The organism is Delftia sp. UME58 (genome assembly GCF_014170385.1).
GTDB lineage: Bacteria > Pseudomonadota > Gammaproteobacteria > Burkholderiales > Burkholderiaceae_C > Comamonas > Comamonas acidovorans.
This window is the reverse complement of record NZ_LZZV01000013.1, coordinates 370420-391426: the sequence shown is the minus strand read 5'-3', so window position 1 is coordinate 391426 and position 21007 is coordinate 370420. Positions and strand designations below refer to the sequence as shown.

Annotated in this window: 24 protein-coding genes; 10 read left to right on the top strand and 14 right to left on the bottom strand. The window is 61.8% G+C overall.

The annotated features are described in order from the left end of the window. The first annotated feature begins 36 nt into the window (after positions 1-36). From A9976_RS05270 to A9976_RS05260, 3 genes are all read left to right on the top strand, one after another. Complete coding sequence (locus A9976_RS05270) at positions 37-906, top strand: LysR family transcriptional regulator (protein WP_183018112.1); 870 nt, start codon at positions 37-39, stop codon at positions 904-906. 68 nt (positions 907-974) lie between these two features. After that, positions 975-1415: a GNAT family N-acetyltransferase gene (locus tag A9976_RS05265; RefSeq protein WP_183018111.1), complete on the top strand. Its 441-nt coding sequence runs from the start codon at positions 975-977 to the stop codon at positions 1413-1415. 3 nt (positions 1416-1418) lie between these two features. Continuing rightward, complete coding sequence (locus A9976_RS05260; RefSeq protein WP_083953792.1) at positions 1419-1946, top strand: DUF523 domain-containing protein; 528 nt, start codon at positions 1419-1421, stop codon at positions 1944-1946. On the opposite strand, the gene gcvA is transcribed toward A9976_RS05260, so the two are convergent. After that, complete coding sequence (gene gcvA, locus A9976_RS05255; RefSeq protein ID WP_068639606.1) at positions 1943-2845, bottom strand: transcriptional regulator GcvA; 903 nt, start codon at positions 2843-2845, stop codon at positions 1943-1945. The genes A9976_RS05260 and gcvA overlap by 4 nt on opposite strands. Before the next feature lie 118 nt (positions 2846-2963). Between gcvA and A9976_RS05250 the strand changes: the two genes are divergently transcribed. Both A9976_RS05250 and A9976_RS05245 read left to right on the top strand, forming a co-directional pair. Next, a complete protein-coding gene (locus A9976_RS05250) occupies positions 2964-4391 on the top strand; it encodes an L-lactate permease (protein WP_183018110.1) in 1428 nt (475 codons plus the stop codon). Positions 4392-4406: 15 nt separating this feature from the next. After that, positions 4407-4793 (top strand): DUF4260 domain-containing protein, encoded by a 387-nt coding sequence (locus tag A9976_RS05245; RefSeq protein WP_183018109.1) that lies wholly within the window; start codon positions 4407-4409, stop codon positions 4791-4793. Positions 4794-4802: 9 nt separating this feature from the next. Here A9976_RS05245 and A9976_RS05240 read toward each other — a convergent pair whose 3' ends face one another. From A9976_RS05240 to A9976_RS05200, 9 genes are all read right to left on the bottom strand, one after another. Further along, entirely contained in the window at positions 4803-6791 is a 1989-nt protein-coding gene (locus tag A9976_RS05240; RefSeq protein ID WP_183018108.1) for a relaxase/mobilization nuclease and DUF3363 domain-containing protein, read from the bottom strand. 448 nt (positions 6792-7239) lie between these two features. Then, positions 7240-7839 (bottom strand): S26 family signal peptidase, encoded by a 600-nt coding sequence (locus A9976_RS05235; RefSeq protein WP_183018107.1) that lies wholly within the window; start codon positions 7837-7839, stop codon positions 7240-7242. Further along, the gene (locus tag A9976_RS05230) at positions 7836-8381 is read right to left on the bottom strand and encodes a DUF2840 domain-containing protein (RefSeq protein WP_183018106.1); all 546 of its coding nucleotides are present in this window, start codon (positions 8379-8381) and stop codon (positions 7836-7838) included. Before A9976_RS05230 ends, A9976_RS05235 begins: the two co-directional genes overlap by 4 nt. Next, positions 8378-8653: a chromosome partitioning protein ParB gene (locus A9976_RS05225; protein ID WP_183018105.1), complete on the bottom strand. Its 276-nt coding sequence runs from the start codon at positions 8651-8653 to the stop codon at positions 8378-8380. The genes A9976_RS05230 and A9976_RS05225 overlap by 4 nt, the downstream gene beginning before the upstream one ends. Further along, positions 8650-9288 carry a ParA family partition ATPase gene (gene parA / locus A9976_RS05220; RefSeq protein ID WP_183018104.1) on the bottom strand — a complete coding sequence of 213 codons (639 nt, stop codon included), beginning with the start codon at positions 9286-9288 and terminating at the stop codon, positions 8650-8652. The genes A9976_RS05225 and parA overlap by 4 nt, the downstream gene beginning before the upstream one ends. A 265-nt stretch (positions 9289-9553) precedes the next feature. Further along, the gene (locus A9976_RS05215; protein ID WP_011793857.1) at positions 9554-10399 is read right to left on the bottom strand and encodes a replication initiator protein A; all 846 of its coding nucleotides are present in this window, start codon (positions 10397-10399) and stop codon (positions 9554-9556) included. A 26-nt stretch (positions 10400-10425) separates the two neighbouring features. Next, positions 10426-10710 (bottom strand): helix-turn-helix domain-containing protein, encoded by a 285-nt coding sequence (locus tag A9976_RS05210; RefSeq protein WP_183018174.1) that lies wholly within the window; start codon positions 10708-10710, stop codon positions 10426-10428. Positions 10711-10838: 128 nt separating this feature from the next. Continuing rightward, complete coding sequence (locus A9976_RS05205) at positions 10839-11618, bottom strand: DUF2285 domain-containing protein (protein ID WP_183018103.1); 780 nt, start codon at positions 11616-11618, stop codon at positions 10839-10841. Positions 11619-11947: 329 nt separating this feature from the next. Next, positions 11948-12295: a DUF2958 domain-containing protein gene (locus A9976_RS05200; protein WP_183018102.1), complete on the bottom strand. Its 348-nt coding sequence runs from the start codon at positions 12293-12295 to the stop codon at positions 11948-11950. Between the two features lie 263 nt (positions 12296-12558). Between A9976_RS05200 and A9976_RS05195 the strand changes: the two genes are divergently transcribed. Both A9976_RS05195 and A9976_RS05190 read left to right on the top strand, forming a co-directional pair. Continuing rightward, positions 12559-12873: a helix-turn-helix domain-containing protein gene (locus tag A9976_RS05195; RefSeq protein ID WP_183018101.1), complete on the top strand. Its 315-nt coding sequence runs from the start codon at positions 12559-12561 to the stop codon at positions 12871-12873. Further along, a complete protein-coding gene (locus A9976_RS05190; RefSeq protein WP_183018100.1) occupies positions 12870-14663 on the top strand; it encodes an SIR2 family protein in 1794 nt (597 codons plus the stop codon). Before A9976_RS05195 ends, A9976_RS05190 begins: the two co-directional genes overlap by 4 nt. A gap of 43 nt (positions 14664-14706) precedes the next feature. Here the strand turns inward: A9976_RS05190 and A9976_RS05185 are convergent, their stop codons facing one another. Next, a complete protein-coding gene (locus A9976_RS05185) occupies positions 14707-15021 on the bottom strand; it encodes a DUF736 domain-containing protein (protein ID WP_183018099.1) in 315 nt (104 codons plus the stop codon). Positions 15022-15755: 734 nt separating this feature from the next. Here A9976_RS05185 and A9976_RS05180 point away from each other — a divergent pair. Genes A9976_RS05180 through A9976_RS05170 form a run of 3 tightly spaced genes read left to right on the top strand, consistent with a single transcriptional unit; the run spans position 15756 to position 17388 of the window. Beyond that, entirely contained in the window at positions 15756-16262 is a 507-nt protein-coding gene (locus tag A9976_RS05180; RefSeq protein ID WP_183018098.1) for a MarR family winged helix-turn-helix transcriptional regulator, read from the top strand. Next, positions 16259-17035 carry a DNA alkylation repair protein gene (locus A9976_RS05175; protein WP_183018097.1) on the top strand — a complete coding sequence of 259 codons (777 nt, stop codon included), beginning with the start codon at positions 16259-16261 and terminating at the stop codon, positions 17033-17035. The genes A9976_RS05180 and A9976_RS05175 overlap by 4 nt, the downstream gene beginning before the upstream one ends. Positions 17036-17049: 14 nt before the next feature. Then, the gene (locus tag A9976_RS05170; RefSeq protein ID WP_183018096.1) at positions 17050-17388 is read left to right on the top strand and encodes a DUF6616 family protein; all 339 of its coding nucleotides are present in this window, start codon (positions 17050-17052) and stop codon (positions 17386-17388) included. Between the two features lie 143 nt (positions 17389-17531). Here the strand turns inward: A9976_RS05170 and A9976_RS05165 are convergent, their stop codons facing one another. From A9976_RS05165 to A9976_RS05155, 3 genes are all read right to left on the bottom strand, one after another. Next, complete coding sequence (locus A9976_RS05165) at positions 17532-17741, bottom strand: hypothetical protein (protein WP_183018095.1); 210 nt, start codon at positions 17739-17741, stop codon at positions 17532-17534. 59 nt (positions 17742-17800) lie between these two features. Continuing rightward, a complete protein-coding gene (locus A9976_RS05160) occupies positions 17801-19852 on the bottom strand; it encodes a ParB/RepB/Spo0J family partition protein (RefSeq protein ID WP_183018094.1) in 2052 nt (683 codons plus the stop codon). Positions 19853-19932: 80 nt separating this feature from the next. After that, positions 19933-20760 (bottom strand): DUF932 domain-containing protein, encoded by an 828-nt coding sequence (locus A9976_RS05155; protein WP_183018093.1) that lies wholly within the window; start codon positions 20758-20760, stop codon positions 19933-19935. Positions 20761-21007: the final 247 nt, after the last annotated feature.

Sequence of the window (21007 nt, the reverse complement as noted above, 5' to 3'; positions counted from 1 at the left end):
TCGTAAATTGAATTATAGAGAACTAATTTTCTTTAAATGAGAAACTTCGACCTGGACGATCTGTCCATTGTTCAAGCTGTAGTGGCGCACGGTGGCGTTGCTCGGGCGGCACAAGCTCTGCACCGTGTGCCGTCCAACATCACTACGCGCATCAAGCAACTTGAAGCCCGTATGGGGCTAGAGTTGTTCGTGCGTCGTGGTCGTAGTCTGGTACCCACAGAGGAGGGCCGCTTGCTGGTCAGCTATGCGGAGCGTCTACTGCGATTAGCTGATGAGGCAGAGTCGGCCCTGCGAACAGGGAAGCTACTGGGGACATTGCGTATCGGCTCGTTGGAAAGTACCGCAGGTAGCCGGTTGCCAGAGCTTTTGTCACGTTACAACCAAGCTAACCCTGCGGTGCGGATTGAGCTTGTTACTGGGACAACCGGTGCGCTGATCAGCAGACTGGCGCGCCATGACATCGAAGCCGCCTTTGTTTCAGAACCTTTTCATGCTCCAGGTGTAGCTGCTGAACCCGTTTTTGAAGAAACGCTGGTGCTCATTACTGGTTCCCATATTAATTCATTATCCAGTCTCGCTAGTATGGGAAATTTTGCACTTATTGCTTTTGCAAGCGGCTGCTCATATCGTCGTCTGCTGGAGCAATGGCAGAGTGAAAATGAGGTGAGTGTTTCCGGGGTTTTGGAATTCTCATCGTATCCAGCGATTGTCGCATGTGTCGCGGCAGGTACTGGCGTGGCAATTGTTCCGAAATCCGTTCTGGCTGGTTTGCGTGCGGCTCAAATGGTGCGTGCCCATGAGCTACCCGCACACATGGCATCCAATAGAACGCATTTGATTTGGCATGAGGGAAAAGAATCCTTGGCACTGAAGAGCATGCGCCAACTTCTAATCTCAGCAGAATAGATCAATCATTATTTTGAAGAACCAAATGATTGTCTAAATTTTTGAAAAATTTTTTGAGGATAAAACAATTGTTTCTCCCCATCCAAAAATCAGATATCCAGAAATGCGCGACTTTATACACACAGGTTTTTTCCTCTCCACCTTGGAGCGAACCGTGGACTGATGAAGAAGCGGACAATCGTCTGCGCTACTTAATGGATAGCAAAGGTTTTTTTGGTTTCTTGGCAGAAAAAGATGGCAAGACCATAGGATTCGTTCTGGGAACCACTGAGCCCTTTGTAGGAGGAAATGCTTTTTATCTCCGCGAAATGTGCGTTTGCCCCACTGAACAGGGTCGGGGCATTGGCAAGGAATTGATAGCGTATCTCCATACGGCGCTTGTTTCTCTTGATGTCTCTCGCTCCTACCTCATCACGCAAAGAGGCGGGCATGCGGCGCGCTTCTATGAAAAAAATGGCTATATCCAGGAAGTTGACGATGCCGTATACCAAGCTGATCTGAAGGAATAGCACATGCAGCGGATTCTGGTCAGTGCGTGCTTGCTGGGCGAGCAGGTGCGCTACGACGGTTCTCACAAGCAATCTCGCCACCCGATTCTTCAACAGTGGGTTGCAGAGAACAGGGTGATCTCCATCTGTCCAGAGTTATCAGGAGGCATGCCTGTTCCACGTCTACCGGCGGAAATAGCGTCCGGTGAGGGCGGAGAAAAAGTTCTCCAAAGACAAACGAGCGTTGTGGACTCATCCGGAGCTGATGTTTCTCACCCGTTTATTGTTGGCGCACAAAATGCACTTCGCATAGCGCGCTTACACGAGATTCACATAGCTGTACTGAAAGAAGGCAGCCCTTCATGCGGCTCTCACCAAGTCTATGATGGCTCGTTTAAGGGGCATCTGGTTGCGGGGCAAGGTGTAACGGCTACGTTGCTGAGAATATCTGGCATCTTCGTTTTTAGTGAGATGGAGTTCAACGATGCCCATAACATGCTGCTCGATCTGGAAGCAGACAGTATCGCTAGTCCAATTTCCCATAAGCCCTAAATCTCAATTTCTTTCGAACACCGCTTTGCTTCGTTCAGCAACCATGCACGGAACACGGCTACATCAGGCCTGCTGGAGACAGCGGATGCAGGATATACAAGCCAATAGCTGTAATCGTTAGGCTGGGTAATCGAAAAAGGCTGAACGAGACGGCCTGCCCGAAGTGCATCGCCAGCCAACAGCAGCTTTCCGAGTGCGACACCTTGACCGTCAATGGCCGCTTGAAGGACATGGCTGTGATCATCGAATTTGGGGCCGCTGCCAGCGTTCGGATTCATGACTCCCACATGAGCAAACCAGTAAGGCCATGCGTCCTTAGGGGTGTCGTGCAAAAGACATTTCGCAAGCAGGTCTGCGGGTTCCATCAACGGACGATCCGATGCCTGCAATGAGGGGCTGCAAAGCGGTGACAGCATTTCCCGCGCAATCAAATCAGCTTTCAGCCCTCGCCAACGTCCGAGCCCCGAGCGGATGCCTACATCGAAGCGGTCATCAGACACGTCCCATAGTTCGACCGAGCTGGTCAGCTTCACCTCAATGTCAGGGTGCATTTCCCTAAAAGCGCCCAGACGCGGTACCAGCCAGCAAGTGGCGAAAGACGGCAACACCGTGATGCGCAAAGGCCCATCATCGCGTTCACGCAGTGAACTGCTGACGAAGGACAGCCGATCCAACATGGCTGTCAGTTCCGGCAGCCAAGCCTGGCCCTTGTCGGTCAGGCGCAGCGCATGTCCCGCACGCAAGAACAGCGCTGAACCCAACCACTCTTCCAGTTGCCGTACCTGCTGGCTGATGGCTGCCTGGGTTACGCACAGTTCCGCCGCCGCACGGGTAAAACTCATGTGCCTCGCTGCAGCCTCGAAAGCACGCAATGCGGTTAGTGGGGGAAGGCGTCTCATGACAGATGACCCGCTCTTGATTAGATAGACTTATGGAGAGGATCAGTATAAGTCGCTGGCAGGTATTCAGGTCAAGGTGTCAAATGATCGAGTTATTGCGCCAGCCCTCGTAGCCCCAATGCTTTCGTTACTTCATATCTCCCCTGTTCTGTTGGTTCTCTCTGCGATTCTTGTATTCAAACAACCGCCTGTCAGGGCGGCTCTTGTCGGTGCCACCCTTGCCGTTGCACTTATGCTCCTTGGCGCCGGGCACCCGCTCTCACGCGAACTCTCGCAATGGATCGCTCAAGACACGCTGATTCTGTTTGCCAGCGTGGCGTTCGTACTAGCCCCCGGAATGATGTTGGTCGTCCTGATTGAGCGTACGGGCGCAACCCAGGCGCTGAGCACATGGGTAAGCAACCTAAAGCTGCAAGGCGTTCAGCAGTTGGGCTTCATCGTGCTGGGGCTTGCCCCTTTGCTGGAATCCATGACGGGATTCGGTGTTTCACTGATTGCCGTCATTCCTGTATTGCTGGCACTTTTTGACCGTGACAAAGCACTGCGCATTGCATTGGCTGGAATGGTCATCATGCCCTGGGGAACCTTGGGGCTGGCAACGGTGGTAGGAGCCACACTGCTGGATGCGGCACCAACGGAATTGGCCAGTCAAACAGCAATCACAAGTGCGCCGGTGTTTGTTGGTTTGGCTTTGGCGGCTACCTGGATTGCGGGTTATCGCAAACTGACCGCCTATATCTCAATGCTGACCATAGCGCTGCTGTTTGTGTCGGTTTTGTATGTCGCCTCGGCTTGGCTTGGTCCGGAAATCGCGGGGGTAAGTGCAGGTTTCGCTGTCGTGCTGGTGGGGCTGCTGAAGTCATGTCCAAAAATGCCCTCCGCAATTCATTGGCCGGCAGCAGCTTGGCCTTACATGCTGCTATTCTTCTGCGTTATCGCACTCAAGATACTTGTTGTTGTAACTCAGGCTGACATATGGCTGGTGGTACAAGGGGCAAGCATTGCATGGAAACCACTGGCGTCTCCGGGAGTCCCGATACTACTCGTGTGCTTAGTTCTGCTTGCTCGACGAGATGAACGCCTCAGGTTTCAGACGTTCTGGCAATCGGTATCCCAGCGAGCGCGGCGCCCGTTACTGACGATTCTGTGTTTCTTGTTCATGTCACAAGTCATGGTGAAGGCCGGTTTTCTTTCAGGTGTGCGCGACAGGCTCTCTGCCATGGATAGTGAGTTGCTGCCATTCCTGGGCGCCATACTTGGGGGGATCGGTGGCTACCTCACAGGGTCAAACGTGGGTGGCAACGTTCTCATGATGCCAGCCATCGCAGACCTTCCAGCATCGCTACTTCCCAGCATGGCAGCCACACTGAACAGTGCGGCCGGCCATGCAGCACTGGGTTCTTTACCCATGATTGCTACGATTGCTGGCTTGGCAAAAATCAATAATCCAGAAGAACAACGTCTGGTGCGCTTCGCTCTTGTCGTTGTGGTAGTCAATATGGCCCTGGTGGGGTGTGCTGGTGCATTTTTGGCTTATTTTGATTAAAAGGATAATTTTGTGATGGAAAAAGGCTCAGTATCAGGTGGCATCAAAGATCTATTGAGAATTGAAGGGTTGACGGTTTTTTTGCTCAGTTTATTTGCATATTCTGAGTTTGGTTCGGGCTGGGGATTATTTGCACTTTGCTTCCTTCTCCCGGATTTGTCTTTGCTCGGCTATATCGTGGGTGCTCGGATCGGTGCGGTGCTATACAACACTGCTCACTCTTACGTTGGCGCTTTGCTTTGCGTAGCAGCAGGCGTGTATCTCTCTCAGCCATTGGCAGTTTCATCAGGAATCATCTGGATCGCTCATATTGGCTTTGATCGCTCACTTGGATATGGATTGAAGTACGAGAACGGCTTCCGATTCACTCACCTTGGAACAATCGGGCGACCAAAAAACTGACGTTCAGCTCTACAAAACACTCGGGCTGCGGCCCAAGTTCCAAGACACGCCACCGCCGCGCACCGTCGCGGCGAGTTGCTGCCCCAGTCGCTGTTCGATCACCGGCCGCCAGGGCACCAAGCTGAACCCCATGCCGTCATCGAGCATCGCGTAGCGACCGCTGGCAAGCATGACCGAGCGCCGGTAGATGCCGGCCACACGCTGACCGTCGGCGACGGGCCGATGCTCCAAACCGGTATCGGCGGCAATGTCCTTTGCAGCCTGCGCCAGTTCCCGATTGCGCAGCGTGCCCAACAGGTTACGGGCGAGGATCACGCGCTGCCCGCGCCGCTCGGCCAGCCCCTGCTCAGCGAGGAACTCCCCGCGCTGTTGCAGGGTGTTCTTCACCTCGCCGCCAAAGCCCAGATCGCCCAATCCCTTGCCGCCGCTGATCAACTGCTGATCCAGCCAGGTCGCGCCGATCACGCACGCCTGCCGCTCAATCGGCAGGTACGATTTGAGTTCCACGGCGACACCGCCCAGGCGCTGCGCATCGTACTGGCGGCCACGCTCGGCCAGGTCGTCCGGCACTTTCCATAAGCCATCGGCCACTCGCTCCACGATGCCGGCACGGCGCAGGGCTTCCAGCCGGTGAACATGGGCTGCGACGACCTCCTGCGGGTCGCGGCCGGGCATGGCTCGGCTTTGCTCGATGGCAAGGTGATGGTCGGCGCGATACAGGCCACCGCTCGCCAGCCCAGCGACGTTCTTGTCGGCCGCCCGCACGTCGGCGGAACCACGCACTTCCACCACCGCACCGGCGGGATAGTTCGCCAGCTCGTCGCGGGCGTTCAAGGCGACGTAGTGGGCCTTGCCGTCCACACCGTCGATGACCAGATAGCCGCGGTCGTGCAGCTCGTCGGCCAACCCCTTGCCGGCCACGCGACCGATGACAGTGCGGCCATCCTTGCCCGGCTCGAATACCTCCAGTTCGCGTGGCTGGCCGCTCATCGCCCGCTGCATGGTGCGGATGATGTCGCCGCGCTCGCCCAGGGCGCGCAAGGTCTTCTCCGCGTCCACATGGACGGCCCAGGTGCCGGGCTGCGTCTCGTCGGCCAAACCCATGCGCTGCAAGCGTTGCAGGCGGCCGATCAGCAGCAGGCTCCGGCGTTGCAGCCGGGATTCGTTGAAACGCTCGATCTGCACCCGGCCGTCCTCGCCGGCTTCACGTTGCAGCGTGCGATCCAAGCTTGTCCACCGCTCCTGTTCCACCTCGCGCTGCAAGGTCTGCTGGATCTCCAGCTCGGTGCGCGGCCCCAGCCATTCGGTCGCCAGCTCGGCGGCCCGATGGCGGAAGCCGTGGGCGATGTAGTCGCCGGCGATGATGAGGTCTTTTCCGGTGTCGTCGCGCCCGAGCACGATCAGGTGGGTGTGCGGGTTGTCGGTGTTCCAGTGATCCACCGCCACCCAATCCAGCCGCGTCCCCAGATCGGCTTCCATCCGGTTCACCAGATGCCGGGTGTAGGTGCGCAGGTCGTCCAGCTCGGCCCCGTCCTCGGGCGAGACGATGAAGCGGAAATGGTGCCGGTCGTCGGCGGCCCGCTCCTTGAAGGCATCGAGGTCGGCTTCGTCGGTCTGCGGCCCGTAGGCCCGGCCCGGTTCGCCATCGCGGCCGGCGCCGTCGCGCTCGATGTAGCGCAAATGCTTGGCGAGCGATTGCAGGCTGGCATTGCGCTGGTTGACCAGCAGGGTCTTGATGGTCACGCGCCGCGACATGGGCGTCAGCTTCGCGCCCGCGAAACGCGCCGCCGTGTGGCCGCGCCCAAGCCTTGAACCGGGGCGCTGGCCGGCGCGTGCGCCGCTGCCGCCGGCTGCGGAATGGCGCATCGAGGACTTGCCGCCGCTGGCCTTGCCAGCCTGCTTGAGCACCTTGGAAACGAAGCTCTGGCCCTGGCCCTTGCCCCGGTTCTTCGGTGCGCTGGGGCGCACGCGGAAATCGTCGTCGCGGCGGTCGGTCATGGCTGCTCTCCCTGCAAGCTCTGGCGTGTCCTGTCGTGCGAAGCACGCGGACATGCCTGCATTGGCGCGACCTTCGCGCCGAACACGGCACGGCGGCAAAGCCGCTCCGTGCCGTGCCACCCCCATGTGCAGACAGGCTTTCGACGCGGCCCGGTGCTGCGTCCTTTTGTCTTGCCTTCCGCCTTTGCCCCTCGCTGGCGCTCCGGGCAGCGGCGGCCCGGCGGCGCTGCTGCGTGAGCAGCCAGCGCGCCGGCTGACGCGGCGACGGCCATAGGCCGGGCGCGTTCGAGGCAAGACGCCTGCACATGGGACGGCTGCGCCGGATGCTGCGCGACGTGCGGTGCCCAATTCGCAGGATCGGCACCCGCACGGAAGGCGCGACGACACGGCAACAGCAGCGAGAACGACATGCCCGATGGCACGCCGGAGCGCAGCGAATCGGTAGCCATCATGGGTGTGTCTCCAGCCAGATCGGGCGCGCAATGCCGATCACGGCGGATGCGCTGACCGGACCGAAATACCGACTGTCGAAGGACGCCGGATTGGTCACACTGAGCAGGAAAAGTTCGCCAGGGCGAAGCTGCCGGCATTGCGGCCAGGATGGCAGCGGCCGGCCCAGCCGATCAGCAGGCAGCACGGCGGCCGAAGGCACGCCGTCGATGCGCACCTGACCGGCGACGATGCAGACGTGTTGCGGCGCCACCGCGCCCACACGTTTGAGCAGCGGCACGCGCGTCGGCAGGTAGCCGCGCTGCGCAGCGAGCGTGGCAGCCGTGGCCGGCAGCGGCACCAGCACGATGCTGTCCACGGGCAAGGGACGTGGCAGCGAGGCGGTGCGCGGGTCGAACGGGTCGATGCGATACCAGCCGACCGCCACGCTGTCGGACGGGTTGTAGGTCAGACGCGGCAGCGGCGACACGAAAGCCGCCCAGGCCAGCGCAGCGAAGCCGATGGCGGCCAGTGTCGCCAGCACGATGCGAGCGCGCAGGCGTGAGCGAGGACGCGGCGGTACGGCGGGCGCGTTGACCGTGGTGGTTGGGGCCGTCATGGCAGCACCTTCCCAGCCAGCCAGGCGGTGTGCCGCTCGGCGGTGTATTCGGGCAGCGCAAGGCGAGCCGCAAGACGGTTGCCCAGCGTGCGCCAGTACGCGGGCGACACGTCGATGGCGGCGATGCCCAGCGCCTCGATGGCGTCGATGCGCTCCAGCACGACGCGCACGTTGGCATCGCCTCCGGCGTGCAGTAGCAGGCGCGCGCCCGGCTGCACACCGGGGATGCGCTGCGCCGCGTCCAGCGGTGTGCAAGCCTGCATCACCATGAGCTGCCAGCGGATCGTGCCGTAGTCGTTGGCCTGCCAGCGGATGCGGCAGAACATCGCGCCCGGCAGGAACACCGCGCAGCGTCGCCAGTCGTCCAGGCGCAGCGTGCGTGCGGGTTCGCCGAAGCGCAGGTAGAGCTTGAAGCGGTGTTCGAGATAGGCCAGCGAAACGCGCGTCAGCGGCACGTTGCCGGCCTGTCCGGCGAGTGCTACGGGATGCAGCGGCAGCGCAGCCGGTGCCGCGTTCGCGGCAGCCAAAGCGGATGCGGTCATGGTGTGTTCTCCGGTGGAAACTCCTGCTCCAGCAGACCGCGCAGCAGGTCGGCCACGGTCACGCCTTGCGTGAAGGCCGACACCTTGATGCGCGCCCGCATGGCGGGCGTGATGTCAAGCGTGAGGCGGGCCGTGTAGAGGTCGCCTTTGCCCAGCGCATCGGCGTCGCCCTGGCGAATCCACGCCTCGGCGTGTGGATTCGCGGGCGGACGTGCGCCGATGCCGACGCGCTTGCCCGTGCGTTTGCCGTTGGGTGGCTGCTGCGCTGTCATGTCGGCCACCGCAGCAGTTCGTCCACCAGGGCGGTGATTTCGCGGGCGGCGGCGCTGTCGGGCGCCGTCTCGCGTGCGAGCCGGCCAGCGGCCACGCTGTCGGCGAACACGATGCGCTGATGCACTTCCGAGCGCAGCGCGGGCAGCGGCTGTTCTGCGAGCGATTGCCGCGCCTCGCGGCCGATGATGGTGGTGCTGACGCGCCGGTTGATGACGAAGGCCCCGCGCAGCGCAGGCCGGAACACCTGCGCCTCGCGGATCAACGCCACCATCTCGGCGCTGGCCCACACGTCGTAGGGGCTGGGCTGCACCGGGATCAGCACGCGCTCGGCCGCCAGCAGCGCGGAGCGCGCCAAGGCGGCGATGCGCGGTGGCCCGTCGATGACGACGTGATCGGCCCGCCTGGCGAGTTCTGGAGCTTCCTGATGCAGCGTTTCGCGGGCGAGGCCCACGGCGCTGAACAGCCGTGGCAAGCCCTGCTGGCTTCTGCGCTGCGTCCAGTCCAGCGAGGAACCCTGCGGGTCTGCATCGAGCAGGACGACATGCTGGCCGCGCAGCGCCAGTTCGCCCGCGATGTGCGTGGCGAGCGTCGTCTTGCCGACACCGCCTTTCTGGTTGAGCAGAGCGAGGATCATGGCGCGGCCCTCCCTGCTGGGAAGCCGGGCTTTGCCTGTCGCGCAAAACGCTGTTCGCCGTGCCGTTTGGTGGTTATCCACCGAAACGGCGCGCTTCTACTAAAAGTTATGTATTTCTTGTTAGGGAAGTTAGAGGGGCGGCAAACCCGCGCCGTTATTGGCTTTCCGGTGTTTTCGTACTCCTGATAGCACGATAGGCGTACTCCCGATAGCACGATACCCGTTACTCCTGATAGCACGAGGCCGTCCACACCTTTTTCCCGAGTTATCCCCGTGCCGTGTGCAGCACGGGCCGGAACGTCAGCAGCTCCATCCCGTCGTCCGGCATCCGCTCGATGCCCAGGACGTAGCCGGGCAGCGACTGCCGCGCCACCAGGACGCGCAGGTCGTAGGCGAAGTCGGAGAAGCGCGCAGCGCTGCCCGACTTGCGGTGCAGGTGCCGGAAGTCGAATTGCCAGCCGCCCGGCTGCTTGCCGCCGTGCTTGCGCACCAGGCGGTACAGCCAGCGTTCGATGCCGCCCTTCAAGCGGAAATAGGCCGGGTCGATGGTCAGCACCAGGGCGGCATCGAGCACGCCCGCATAGAACCAGTCCGGCAGGATCAGTTCGATGCCCAGCGGAACGCCGCTGGCATCGGCCAGTTCCTTCCACTCGTTGATCCACGAGAAGCGATGCAATCGCCTTCCCGTGGTTTCGCGGATGGACGTGGCCACCGTGGTCGATTGCAGCCGGTCGAGCGCGGCTTTCAGCCGCAGGTAGTCGTTGAGCGACGTGCTGCGTCCGATGAAGCGCAGGATCTCGTAGGGGGTGGCGCGTATCCAGCGCGACGGGCGGATGCCCGCGTCGCGCGCCTCCACGATCTGCGAGGCGGCCCATATCAAAACGTCCGCATCCCAAATGGTCGCTATGCCATGCTCTTGCGTGCCTTCCACGCGGATGGTGATGCCGCCGGCGCGGAAGTCGATCGGCGCGATGCGCCGCGACTTGGAGAGCGAGAAGAACGGAAAGGCCATCAAGTCCTGGCTGTCGCGGGGTGCCATGTCGCCCGGCAGCGCGCGGAACAGGTCGAGCTGTTCGCGCTGCGGCAAGGCTTGCCCTGGCGGGCTGGACATGGCGACGGCCACCCACGCGCCAGCGATCAGCGGCCGTCACGGTAGTCGCCCGCGTGGCGTTCGGCATATTCCGGGTCGGACGTCGCCTCGTAGCTGCGCTGGTCGGCCCAGGCATCGAGGTCGGACACCGCGTACATGACGCGCCGGCCGAACTTGCGGAACTTCGGGCCGCCGCCGACCACGCGCTGTTTCTCCAGCGTGCGCGGCGAAAGGCGCAGGTACTCGGCGGCTTCGTCGTTGGTCAGGTAGCGTTGGGGCTGCGCAGGCGCAGCGGCAGCAGCGGCGGCAGGCCGCAAGGGAGCAGGTCGCAAGGGAGCAGGTCGCATGGGATGAACCTCCATCAAGCCCGGCCGCACCACGCGGCCGGATAGAGGCACTTTCGAGAAAGCGAGGCTGCTTGCTAAGGGACGATCTGCGAGGGACGCGAAACGTCCCCCTGCTACAACGGCAGCAGCGGAAGCTGTGCCAGGCGGCGATAGCCGCCGCGCATCAGCGCCTCACCACGGCGCACCAGCCGCCGCACGCGGGCGCGCAAGGCGCTGTCCTTGTGCCAGTCAGCCGCGACGGCATCCACACCGAACAAGCCTTCGGCCACCTCGCGCAAGGATGCACCCACCAGGGTCGCATCGAGCGCCTGCAGGGTGTGCAACTCCAACAGCGCAGCCGCCGATGGGCGTGGCCGAGTCGTCACTACGGGTGCAGCGACCTCCGGCAATCCGGCCAACGTGTTCAATTGGGCGATCAGCGCGTGGTAGCGGATGCATGGCACCGCGCAGGCACGGATGGCATAGGCGTAAGCCGTGCCATCGACCAGGCCGGGTGCGAGCGCGAAGCGCAAGCAGCACCCCGGCCATCGCGCCACCAGTACCAGGCGCTTGCCGTCGTGAATCAGGTGTTTGGTGCCTGGAATGCGCCAGAACTCGAACACCACCGCATCGGGTGGCGGGTCGGCGTCTGGGTAGAGCTGCACCACGGCATCGTGATCGGGAAACCAGGCCGGATGCGCGTCCCGCGCATCCAGCGCCGGGTCTTCCAGCAGGCGTAGCCCCCAGCGCTGCGCCGCATCCGGCCTGCCACGACGGCGCAGCCAGTCGAGCCGGTAATCAGGATTGCGGCGCAGGTACTCCCAGGCCAGGGCTGGGCCATCGAGATGCAGCGTGTAAAGATACGCGGCGGTTGGATACCAGTGCTCGTGGTGTTCGGCGCTCGGGTCAGCCATGACGCAACCTCCTGTCGGACAGCAGGAACGTCGCCACGGGCGTGAAGAAGGCAAACTACGGCGTCATCGGCAAACCGTCATGGATGGCTGGGTAAACTGGCAGTGTCAAGACCGATTGGCTCCGAAGCGTTGCGTGGTTCGTCCGAATGCGACGACCGCGCAACCCGAAAATGGTGCGCGGCATCGGATACCGTGCCGCAGCCCGCGCCAAAGATCATGACTGTTTGCAGCAGACTCGCACCGCTTCGGTGAAAGAGTGCCGATTCAGACCGTACAGGTCACAGATCAGACAAAAATAGACTGAATGCGCCCGGCTTGGCCGTGGCTGTTCAATCCGGGATTGCACCGTTTTCTTTGGCCAGCCGCAGATATTCCGACAGCCGCCGCGTCGGCAGGAAGTAGCGATCACGCATCACGGGCTGCTTGCGCGGGCCGACAATGGATGTCAGGTCGGACAGCTTCACCGTACCCAGGGCAGGCATGCCCAGCCCCAGGTCGATCAAGCCATGAGCGGTGTCACCATCTGCGGGATTAAGCGAGGCCAGCAGCCAGGTCAAATGCGCATCCGGGGTGAATAGGCGCACCACGGGTAGCGGATCGGTGTCTTGCCCGGCGGCACGTGCTTGGCCGTTGGCCAGCAGGCGTGTGCGGTCGTCGTCGGTGATGAGCGTCGTCATGGCTGTGTTCCTGCCAATAGCCGAATCCGCATAGCCGCTTGCCTGCCTTCTCACGCAAGCGCAGATGTGCAAGCCCACACTTCCCCAGAAGCGTAAAGACACACAGGCGCATGTGCGGAAGTCAGGAAAGGCACGAATCAGGTTCCCCGCTTTTAAAGAAAGCCGCCGATGCGGATTTCAGTAAAGACACAAAACAGGTGAAACGAATGAATGAGTTAAATATAACGTGGTTTTAATTGTGCTGTAGATCGACGCTTCTGTCTATGCAGAAGCGTACCGTCCAGCGTGGCCGACCGGCCGGCACTACTACCTTTGACGCCGAACTGGCCCAGGCCTTCGGCGCGGCGGTGCGTGCGCTGCGCACGGAGCGCGGTATCGCGCAGGAGACGCTGGCCAACCTGGCGGGCGTCGAGCGCTCCCATATGGGCAAGGTCGAGCGTGGCGAGCACCAGCCCACGCTGTCGCTCATCTTCAAGATCGCAGGCGCACTCGAATGCAGCACGACAGTGCTGATGGCCGAGGCCGAAAGCCGATTCGGCCAACCCGGCACTATCTTGACCAAGACTGAAGATCAATGACGCTGCTCCAGAACGACCCCATTACCCAACTTGCGTTTTCCTTATATGAGAACAAAGGCGTCTTCGCTGTTCTACTGGGGTCGGGCCTGTCTCGCTCCGCAGAAATTCCTACAGGTTGGGAAATCACGCTGGACTTGGTGCGCCGTGTAGCTGAGGCCCAAGGCACTCCAGCGCAATCAGACTGGGCGAAGTGGTATCGCGAAAAGACAGGCCAGGAACCGAACTATTCCGTACTGTTGGAAGAAATCGCTAGTTCGCCGGACGAGCGCAGAGCGATCCTACATCGCTACATCGAGCCAGATGAGCAGGATCGCGAGGAAGGTCGGAAAACGCCAACCAAAGCACACCACGCTATTGCGCAGTTGGTTCGAGCTGGGTATGTGCGAGTCATTGTCACCACCAATTTCGACCGGCTTATGGAGAACGCTCTCCGGGAACAAGGGATTGAACCAACGGTTGTTGCTTCTGCGGATGCGCTCGCTGGTGCCGAACCTTTGACCCACAGCCGCTGCTATTTGCTCAAACTGCACGGTGACTACAAGGATGCCCGTATCCTGAATACCGATCAGGAGTTGAGCGCCTATCCCGACGCCTACAACCGGCTGCTGGATCGCATCTTTGACGAGCATGGTCTGATCATCTGCGGCTGGTCGGGCGAATGGGATCATGCCTTGCGTGCAGCATTCCTTCGCGCGCCCAACAGGCGCTATCCGGTCTATTGGGCCGCACGCGGAATACTAGGACCAGGCGCGCAAGAGTTGGCGACACACAGGGCGGCAAAGGCCATTCCGATCAATGGTGCCGATGAGTTCTTCCAACTTCTTCAACAGCGAGTCGAGACCCTTGAACAAAGCCAGCGTCAGAACCCTCTAAGCGTAGATTTGCTGGTCAGCAGTGCTAAACGCTATCTAGCCAAGCCTGAGCATCGCATTCAGTTGGATGAGCTTTTCGCTCAAGAAACTGATCGACTACTTGTTCAATTAGACAGCGAAACATTTTCTGCGCAGGGCCAGTGGAGTCAGGAAAATTTCCGCGCTAGAGTCCAGCAGTATGAGTCCGTAACCGAGCCACTGGCTCGTATGGCTGGCGTCCTTGGGCGATGGGGCGACGGCAAGGACTTTGATGTGGTGCTGGACGTGCTTCGAGGCCTGTATCACCACGCTGGAAGGATCGGCAGCGGCCTGACTTACCTGCTAAATCTTCGTTCCTATCCCGCTGTTTTGATCCTCACAGCCTATGGGATTGGGCTGACCAAAGCTGAACGATGGGACACGCTACTCAAGCTGTTCTTATCCGTACTCGCCTCGGAAAATCGCGAACCACAGCGAGTTGTCTCAACACTATTCCTCTGGTCGTGGGCAGGCAGTGAGCAACAAATTTGGCAGCAACTCGAAGGTTTTGATAATCGCAAGACGCCACTGAGCGATCATCTTCTGGAAGTGATGACGTCCTGGCGCAAGAGCTTTACTGGCGCTGATGCGAATTTTGAGCTGCTGTTCGAACGCTTTGAATTAATGGGATCACTTGCCGCATTCCATGAGAATGATGAAGCAGAACTGGAAAAATCTGCTGCATCTGCTGCCACGAGACGCGATGTTCTGGCATGGATGCCCGTAGGGCGTAGTGGATGGAATAGCGCCGTCGCGCGTACGCTGCTGCAAGAGCTTGAGGAGCCATCCCGAATCGCTGGACTGTTTGAAGCGGGCTTCGCCAAGAGCAGCGAGAGGTTTTTGCAATTATTCATTGCAAATTTCAAACTCTACGCCGAACGTATGCGTTGGCGTTGGTAACTGACGCACCCCGCCGCAATGGGCGGGGCGCGGTGGGCGGTCGTCAGGCCGCCTTGGGTTTGCTGCGCGACCAGATCAGGTCGTGCGTGCCGTTCTCGCCTTCGATCAGGCGGGCATAGATCGTCGCCGGGAACGAAGGATCGTCGATGGCCACCGACAGGTAATCACGCCCGGCCTCGCTGGTTTTCTTCCACGCCGCGCCGAAGTCGTGGCCGGCCGCCTGAAGGCGGAAGTCCGGGGCGCTTTCGTTCTCGCCTTTGTCGTTGGGAATCAGTTTGGCCTTGACGTTGAGGGTCAGGGTGCGAAGCGTGCCGGTGAAGCCGTCTTTCTCTGCGGTGAAGGTGCCGATGTTTGCCATGATGAATTTCCTTTCGGTTGAACAGGGTTCGCGCCCATCGCGTCCTGTTGTGATCCGACCGGCGGGGGACGGGCTGGCTGCACCGCTTGCGGGCGCAACGCAGTGGAGCGCCTGGAAGCGAAAAGAATTTGTCCCGCGAGGAATGCGCGCAGCGCAGGGGAAATTGTTTTCGCTGGAAGGTTGCTGCCATAGGAGCCCGGCCACCGCCAGGATTCACAAACAGACAGGACGCCTTGGGCCGACCCGCTCCGAAAGGAACATGGCCGACTCGGCTCCCCGCGTGACGGCTTCACCGGCCTGCTCCCTGACAACGGGCAAAGACAACGCCCAGCGACAATGGCGCAAGCACCCCTGACATAGCAGGCGGCCTCTTGCATGAGGCGTAGCGTGGAAGCTCCATTGCAGGCCCGGGCGGTGTGTCGGTGAACCGTCCTTCGTGACGTACAGGCGACGAACCGCCAGCGTCGAGGACGGCACGCTTTTGCACAACCTACGGCAGCAAGCCGGGGCGTAGCCCCACAAGTCCCGCCCATTGCAGCGGGGCTGCTTCTCGCAAGCGAAGCGCGCAGCGCCGCAGGCGCGAAGGCGTGAGGGATTGAAGCCGGATGGACATGACGCCATTGGCGGCATGGGGCGGAGCCCGAAAGCCCGGCGGCGTGTTGCGCCGACACGTCCTGTACCTTTTTCAAGAATAAAACTATAATTAGCCGCCATACTATATGGCAGCATCAATAATGAATCTGGAACAGAAATACCAAGCGCTGCTGCAAGAGGCGCAGCGCCGACAGCTTCCCGACGTGGCGAGCATCCGGCTGTGTTTTCAAACGCTGTCCCTGGCATCGGCCATCGACCGCGACTGTGCCGCGCTACTGGCCCCGCATGGCCTGTCCGAAGGCCGCTTCGTCATCCTGTTCCTGCTCGATGCCGCCAGCGAAGGGCTTGCCCCGAATGCGTTGGCCGAACAGGCCGGTGTCACCCGCGCCACGGTAACGGGTCTTCTCGATGGCCTGGAGCGCGAAGCCCTGATCGAGCGCCAGGCCGACGCCCACGATCGCCGTGCCCTGCGCATCCGTCTGACCCGCAAGGGCAAGCAGGTGGCCAAGCAGGTCTTCGAGCAGCATGGTCGCTGGATTGCCGGTCTGTTCGGCAACCTATCCACGTCAGAGCGCGAACAACTGGCGGCACTGCTCGACAAGGTGGCGGCGAATCTGGGCAACACAGAAAAAGGCACATCGCCATGAATGCACAGGTACCGCGCAAAGGCGCAACCCGAGCCGCTGACATACCCGTCGATGTGCTCGATGCCTTGTCCCGTGGCGACCTGCAAAGCGCCACGCTGGCCGAAGGACTGGCACTCGACCAGGCCCGGCTGCTGCACACGGTTTTTCCCGATCTTTCGCCGCAAACCCTGCATGCGGCCGACGCTGCCTGCCAACTCGGCATCCTCAAGCGCATGGCAGGTATCGGTGCCGCGCTGCTCGCCGAACTTGGTGTCGTCGGCATTGCGCAATGCCAGGCGCATACTTCGGACACTGTGCGCGGTTGGGCCTGCTTCATGGTCGGCGCACAATCGGAGCTGGATTTGTCGGCCCGGCTTGCCGCCATTCGACCGCTCGCCGATGACACACATTTCGGCGTACGCGAATGGGCGTGGATGGCGGTACGCCCACATCTTGCCCAGGAACTGAATGCCGCCATCGACCATCTGGCTGCATGGACGGCATCGCCGTCCGAGCGTTTGCGCCGCTTCGCCAGCGAGGCGCTGCGTCCTCGCGGCGTGTGGTGCGCCCACATCGCCGCGCTCAAACAGCAACCGGAACGGGCGCTGTCGATCCTTTCATCACTGCGCGCCGATCCATCGGCCTATGTGCAGGACTCGGTGGCCAATTGGCTCAACGATGCCGCCAAGGATCAACCCGACTGGGTGCGCGGCCTCTGCGCGCAATGGCTGCAAGGCCAGCCTGCCAACACCACGCGCCGCATCTGCCACCGCGCCCTGCGCAACCTGAAATGAAGGAGAGCGCCACCATGTCCCACTATCTTGTTGAACTCTACACGCCCAATAGCGCATGGCGCGCATTGCCTGCTGACAGCCGCCAGCAGTTTCTGGACGGCATTCAGACGGCGATGGGCGGGCTGTCCAGTCTGGGTGTGGAAGTGCTGGCCTTGGGCGAGACGGATACGGGCATCGACCGTGCCAGCGAATACCGCTTCCTGGGCATCTGGCGCTTTCCCGATCTGCAAGCGCGGGATGCGCTGCTAGCGGGCATCAAGGCCAGTGGTTGGTACGACTACTTTGACCATGTGAATGCCGCCTGCAACGCAGGCGGATTCGAGCATCATCTGGCTGCACTCGCGGCCGGATGATGGCGTGCGTTCAAGGCACGGCTTGAGGAAAGCAGAGCCTTGATGCTGTTTGTCTTTCACACCGGACGCGGCCACTGCCGCGTCCGGATTTTTGTAACCATCGCGTCCAGGGCGAAACGGCCTGGGCGCGGGGCTGATCGTGGTTATTCCTTCGTCCCAACAATCCACCACACGGCACGCGACAAGGCGCGGCCTGTGATGGGGGGAATGTCGGCCAGGTCGGCGCGGACTGTCCAGCCGCGAGGCGGACGGTAGCCACGCACGTCGCCATCGCCATGCCAGCGGCGGGCGCGTACCGTGCCGGGGGCATAGGTTGCGCCCATGCGTGGGCGGCTCGTGTCGGTGTGGCTCATGGTCGGCATCCTCGACGTGATGCGCCCCGGTCGGAACCGGGTCGCTCATCGGTGCAGGGTCAAGCGGTCAATGCCTCGGCCGGTTCATCGGTCACGGTGGCGGTGTCCGTGGCGTCGGCTTCCGCTTCCGTCGCCACGTCCTGCGCGGCCTGCTGCGGGGCTTCGGCTGCGAAGACGGCGGGCATCCACCCGGTGCCGTCTGCCAGCCGCTCGGCTTCGCTGGCAATGTCGGCCTTCTTCAACTTCGCCAGCCGGGAAACTTGCTCGGGCGCGTAATCTCCCACGGCATCCAGAATTGCAGCCTTCGGGATGTGCTGGAAATAGCCTTCGCTGGTGGGCTTCCACCATGCCGCCATATCCAGCCCCACGGCCTGCGCCAGTTCTTCGCCCGGTTGCTGCTGTGCAGCGCGAGGTGTCACCACATCCACCGTAGCCGCCACGCACACCGCCAGCAGGCGCACCAGTTCATCCTGCGACTTCGCCAGCAGCACGGCGAACAGTTCGGCGCAGTCCTGCGGCAGCGCTTCGCCTGCAACCTGCTGCAATTCGCGCAGCGCCACGACAGCAGGCGAATCGGGTATATCCGGGGCGATGCCTTCCAGCCGGTCTTGCGCTTTGAGGCTCACGCCCAGCGGCAAGTCACGGCCGTGATAGCCGTCTTGCAGCACGGTCTGCACCATGCCATGCACCAGTGCGGCCAGCGCCACCTGTGGATGCCGGGCCACCTCGATTTGCAGCGCGGCGGTGCGGTGGGCGCTCAACCGCTGCGCCAGCTTGTCGGACATGGCGGCGATTTTGGGTTGTCCTTCGTTGTCTCCGTCCTCGCCTGTGTCATCGTTCCCGGCTTCGCCATCGCTTCCGAACCCCTGCCGCAGCCGTTCCAAGGTGCGCAGCGCCTTGGCTTCGGCTTCGCGCAGCAGGCCGCGATGCACCACGATCTGCCCTTGCCGGTCGAGCGTGACGATGGCACCGGCTGCGGCTTTGACGTTGGGGCTGTAGTCCAACAAGGTATCTTCCAACGCCTGCAACTGTTCGCCCAGGCGGTCGCCTTCCTCCTGCAAGGCTTCTGCCTTCTCCTCGTCGTCTGCTTCCATCGCGGCATCCACCGCTTCGCCAATGGCCAGCATCTTTTCTTGCAGCTTCTCCATGCGCTGCGCTTCGCGTTTGTTCGGGGTGCGGCGTTCCCGTGGCGCACGATGGAAGGCTTGCAGGTCGGCATAAGTGGCGCTGGGCGTGGCATCCACCCATGCCCAGTCTTCGGCCTTCACCTCGGCGGCGATGCCCGCCAGCTTGTCTTGCGCCAGCCGTTCCAGCAGCGCGGCATCGGTCAGATACACGCCCGCATCGCCTTCCGCGAACAGGTCGCGGCGGATGCCGCCGCCTGCGGCTTCGTAGGTGTTCAGCTCCACGAAACGCACCAGCGGATGCCGGTAGGCGTCAATCTCGCGCTCGGTGAGGCGGTCGCGCAATTGGGAAGGGTTGCGCTGCCACGTCGGCGCGTCGTAGAACGCGGCTTCCTGTGCGGCGTGGTCGTCGGTGATGGCAAGGGCCATCAACTGGTCAAGGCTCACGGCATCGGCACGATAGTCGGCCATCAGGCGCGGCGATACGTTAGCGAGTTTCAGACGGCGCTGCACCACCAGCGGCGTGACCGCAAAATCAGCGGCAATGTCTTCGACGGGTCGGCCTTCGGCCACCAGTGCGGCGAAGGCTTCAAACTGGTCTGCCGGGTGCATGGCTTCGCGCTGTACGTTCTCGGTCAGGCTGACGGTGCGGGCGCTGGCATCCTGCACCAGCAGGCAAGGCATCTCCCAATCCTTCGGGATATGGCGCTTCTTCGCCAGCAGCTTCAACGCGGCCAGCCTGCGGCCACCGGCCACCACTTCGTAATGCTCGCCATCGCTGGCAAGAATGACGGTCAGGTTTTGCAGCAGCCCCACGCGGGCGATGCTGGCCGCCAGCGCATTAATGGACTGGCCTGCGGTCTTGCGCACGTTGCGGCGCGAGGGACGAAGCTGCGACAGCGGCACCAGCAGCAGATTCTGCGCCGGGGCGGCTGTTTCCAGTGCAGTGGCGATGGCTTGGGTTTCGGTGTGGGTGATAGCGTTCATGGTGAAAACTCCTTGCGATGATGGAATGCAGCAGCGAATGACGCGGCAAGGGTTGCTGCCTGCCCCTCCGCGCAGGGGAATCAGGCTTTCAACTGGCGCAGGCCATCGGCCAGCAGCCACAGGGCGCGATTGAGACGAATATCGGAATCAATGCCCTGCACCGGGCGGGTCAGCTGGCGGCGTCCGTTGGCGCTGCGCCCATGCAACCCCCCTTTGGTCAGGTTCTCTTGGGTGCGGTTGAACACGCTCCACAAGTCCGGGCGGCGGTCGTCGAAGCGGCGCGGCATCAGGATTTGCGATTCGGTGATGGGTGCGGGCTTGTCTGGGTCGTCGTACTTGAGCGACAGCGCGGCGCGGGCGAATACTTCGGCCTCGCCTTCGTCTAGCGTGATGGCCTGCATGGATTCACGGGATTCCAGCGCACGGTCGAAGCCGTGCAGTACCTGATAGGCACCTTCGATCACTTGTCCGGCCACGTCACCCTTATGCGGCACGCGCACATCGGCCACGGTGTCGCCGCACACCAGCCCATTGCTGCACACGAAACGGAACATTCCGGCCAGCATCTGGTAGCTGCTGGTGCCATCGTGCGAGTTCAGCAGGATGATTTCGTTGGCCTCGCCTCGGGCGTTGATCTGGCTGGCATGGCGCAGCCGGATCATGTGCTTGGTGTAGTCGCGCCGGTCTTCGTGGCGGGTGCGGGTCTGCGTCACCATGAAGGGCTGAAACCCTTCCTTGCGCAGTTCGGTCAGCACCGTGGCGGTGGGGATATAGGCGTACCGCTGGGAACGGCTTTCGTGGGGTGCTTCCGCAAAGATGGACGGGGCCACGCGGTGAATCTGGTCATCGGACAGCGGGGAATCGCTGCGCAGTACCGGGGAACGGGAAGCGAAACGGGATGCAAGCATGGTCTTTCTCCTGACGAAAAGGGTTTGCTGTTCAAACCGCACACCGGATTCCAAGATTCGGAGCCCAGCCTTTCGGCTGTTCGGTGCGGTTGGCACGAGGAACCCGGTTGGCCCTGTTGCCACCGTCTTTCCTGAGTTCATCGCCCGCGACGGTCAGGAGCCCACGGACGTGGGCCGTCAAGGAGAGAAGCGGCAGGTTGGTGCGGCCCGCAGGCGCAGCCGAGGACACGGCCTGGCGCGCCTTGAC

Bases quoted from the DNA above. Each gene is read 5' to 3' on its own strand.
- A9976_RS05270 (WP_183018112.1), top strand. From the start codon at position 37: ATGAGAAACTTCGACCTGGACGATCTGTCCATTGTTCAAGCTGTAGTG.
- A9976_RS05260 (WP_083953792.1), top strand. From the start codon at position 1,419: ATGCAGCGGATTCTGGTCAGTGCGTGCTTGCTGGGCGAGCAGGTGCGC.
- gcvA (WP_068639606.1), bottom strand. From the start codon at position 2,845: ATGAGACGCCTTCCCCCACTAACCGCATTGCGTGCTTTCGAGGCTGCA.
- A9976_RS05250 (WP_183018110.1), top strand. From the start codon at position 2,964: ATGCTTTCGTTACTTCATATCTCCCCTGTTCTGTTGGTTCTCTCTGCG.
- A9976_RS05245 (WP_183018109.1), top strand. From the start codon at position 4,407: ATGGAAAAAGGCTCAGTATCAGGTGGCATCAAAGATCTATTGAGAATT.
- A9976_RS05240 (WP_183018108.1), bottom strand. From the start codon at position 6,791: ATGACCGACCGCCGCGACGACGATTTCCGCGTGCGCCCCAGCGCACCG.
- A9976_RS05235 (WP_183018107.1), bottom strand. From the start codon at position 7,839: ATGACGGCCCCAACCACCACGGTCAACGCGCCCGCCGTACCGCCGCGT.
- A9976_RS05230 (WP_183018106.1), bottom strand. From the start codon at position 8,381: ATGACCGCATCCGCTTTGGCTGCCGCGAACGCGGCACCGGCTGCGCTG.
- A9976_RS05225 (WP_183018105.1), bottom strand. From the start codon at position 8,653: ATGACAGCGCAGCAGCCACCCAACGGCAAACGCACGGGCAAGCGCGTC.
- parA (WP_183018104.1), bottom strand. From the start codon at position 9,288: ATGATCCTCGCTCTGCTCAACCAGAAAGGCGGTGTCGGCAAGACGACG.
- A9976_RS05215 (WP_011793857.1), bottom strand. From the start codon at position 10,399: ATGTCCAGCCCGCCAGGGCAAGCCTTGCCGCAGCGCGAACAGCTCGAC.
- A9976_RS05205 (WP_183018103.1), bottom strand. From the start codon at position 11,618: ATGGCTGACCCGAGCGCCGAACACCACGAGCACTGGTATCCAACCGCC.
- A9976_RS05200 (WP_183018102.1), bottom strand. From the start codon at position 12,295: ATGACGACGCTCATCACCGACGACGACCGCACACGCCTGCTGGCCAAC.
- A9976_RS05195 (WP_183018101.1), top strand. From the start codon at position 12,559: ATGCAGAAGCGTACCGTCCAGCGTGGCCGACCGGCCGGCACTACTACC.
- A9976_RS05190 (WP_183018100.1), top strand. From the start codon at position 12,870: ATGACGCTGCTCCAGAACGACCCCATTACCCAACTTGCGTTTTCCTTA.
- A9976_RS05185 (WP_183018099.1), bottom strand. From the start codon at position 15,021: ATGGCAAACATCGGCACCTTCACCGCAGAGAAAGACGGCTTCACCGGC.
- A9976_RS05180 (WP_183018098.1), top strand. From the start codon at position 15,756: ATGAATCTGGAACAGAAATACCAAGCGCTGCTGCAAGAGGCGCAGCGC.
- A9976_RS05175 (WP_183018097.1), top strand. From the start codon at position 16,259: ATGAATGCACAGGTACCGCGCAAAGGCGCAACCCGAGCCGCTGACATA.
- A9976_RS05170 (WP_183018096.1), top strand. From the start codon at position 17,050: ATGTCCCACTATCTTGTTGAACTCTACACGCCCAATAGCGCATGGCGC.
- A9976_RS05165 (WP_183018095.1), bottom strand. From the start codon at position 17,741: ATGAGCCACACCGACACGAGCCGCCCACGCATGGGCGCAACCTATGCC.
- A9976_RS05160 (WP_183018094.1), bottom strand. From the start codon at position 19,852: ATGAACGCTATCACCCACACCGAAACCCAAGCCATCGCCACTGCACTG.
- A9976_RS05155 (WP_183018093.1), bottom strand. From the start codon at position 20,760: ATGCTTGCATCCCGTTTCGCTTCCCGTTCCCCGGTACTGCGCAGCGAT.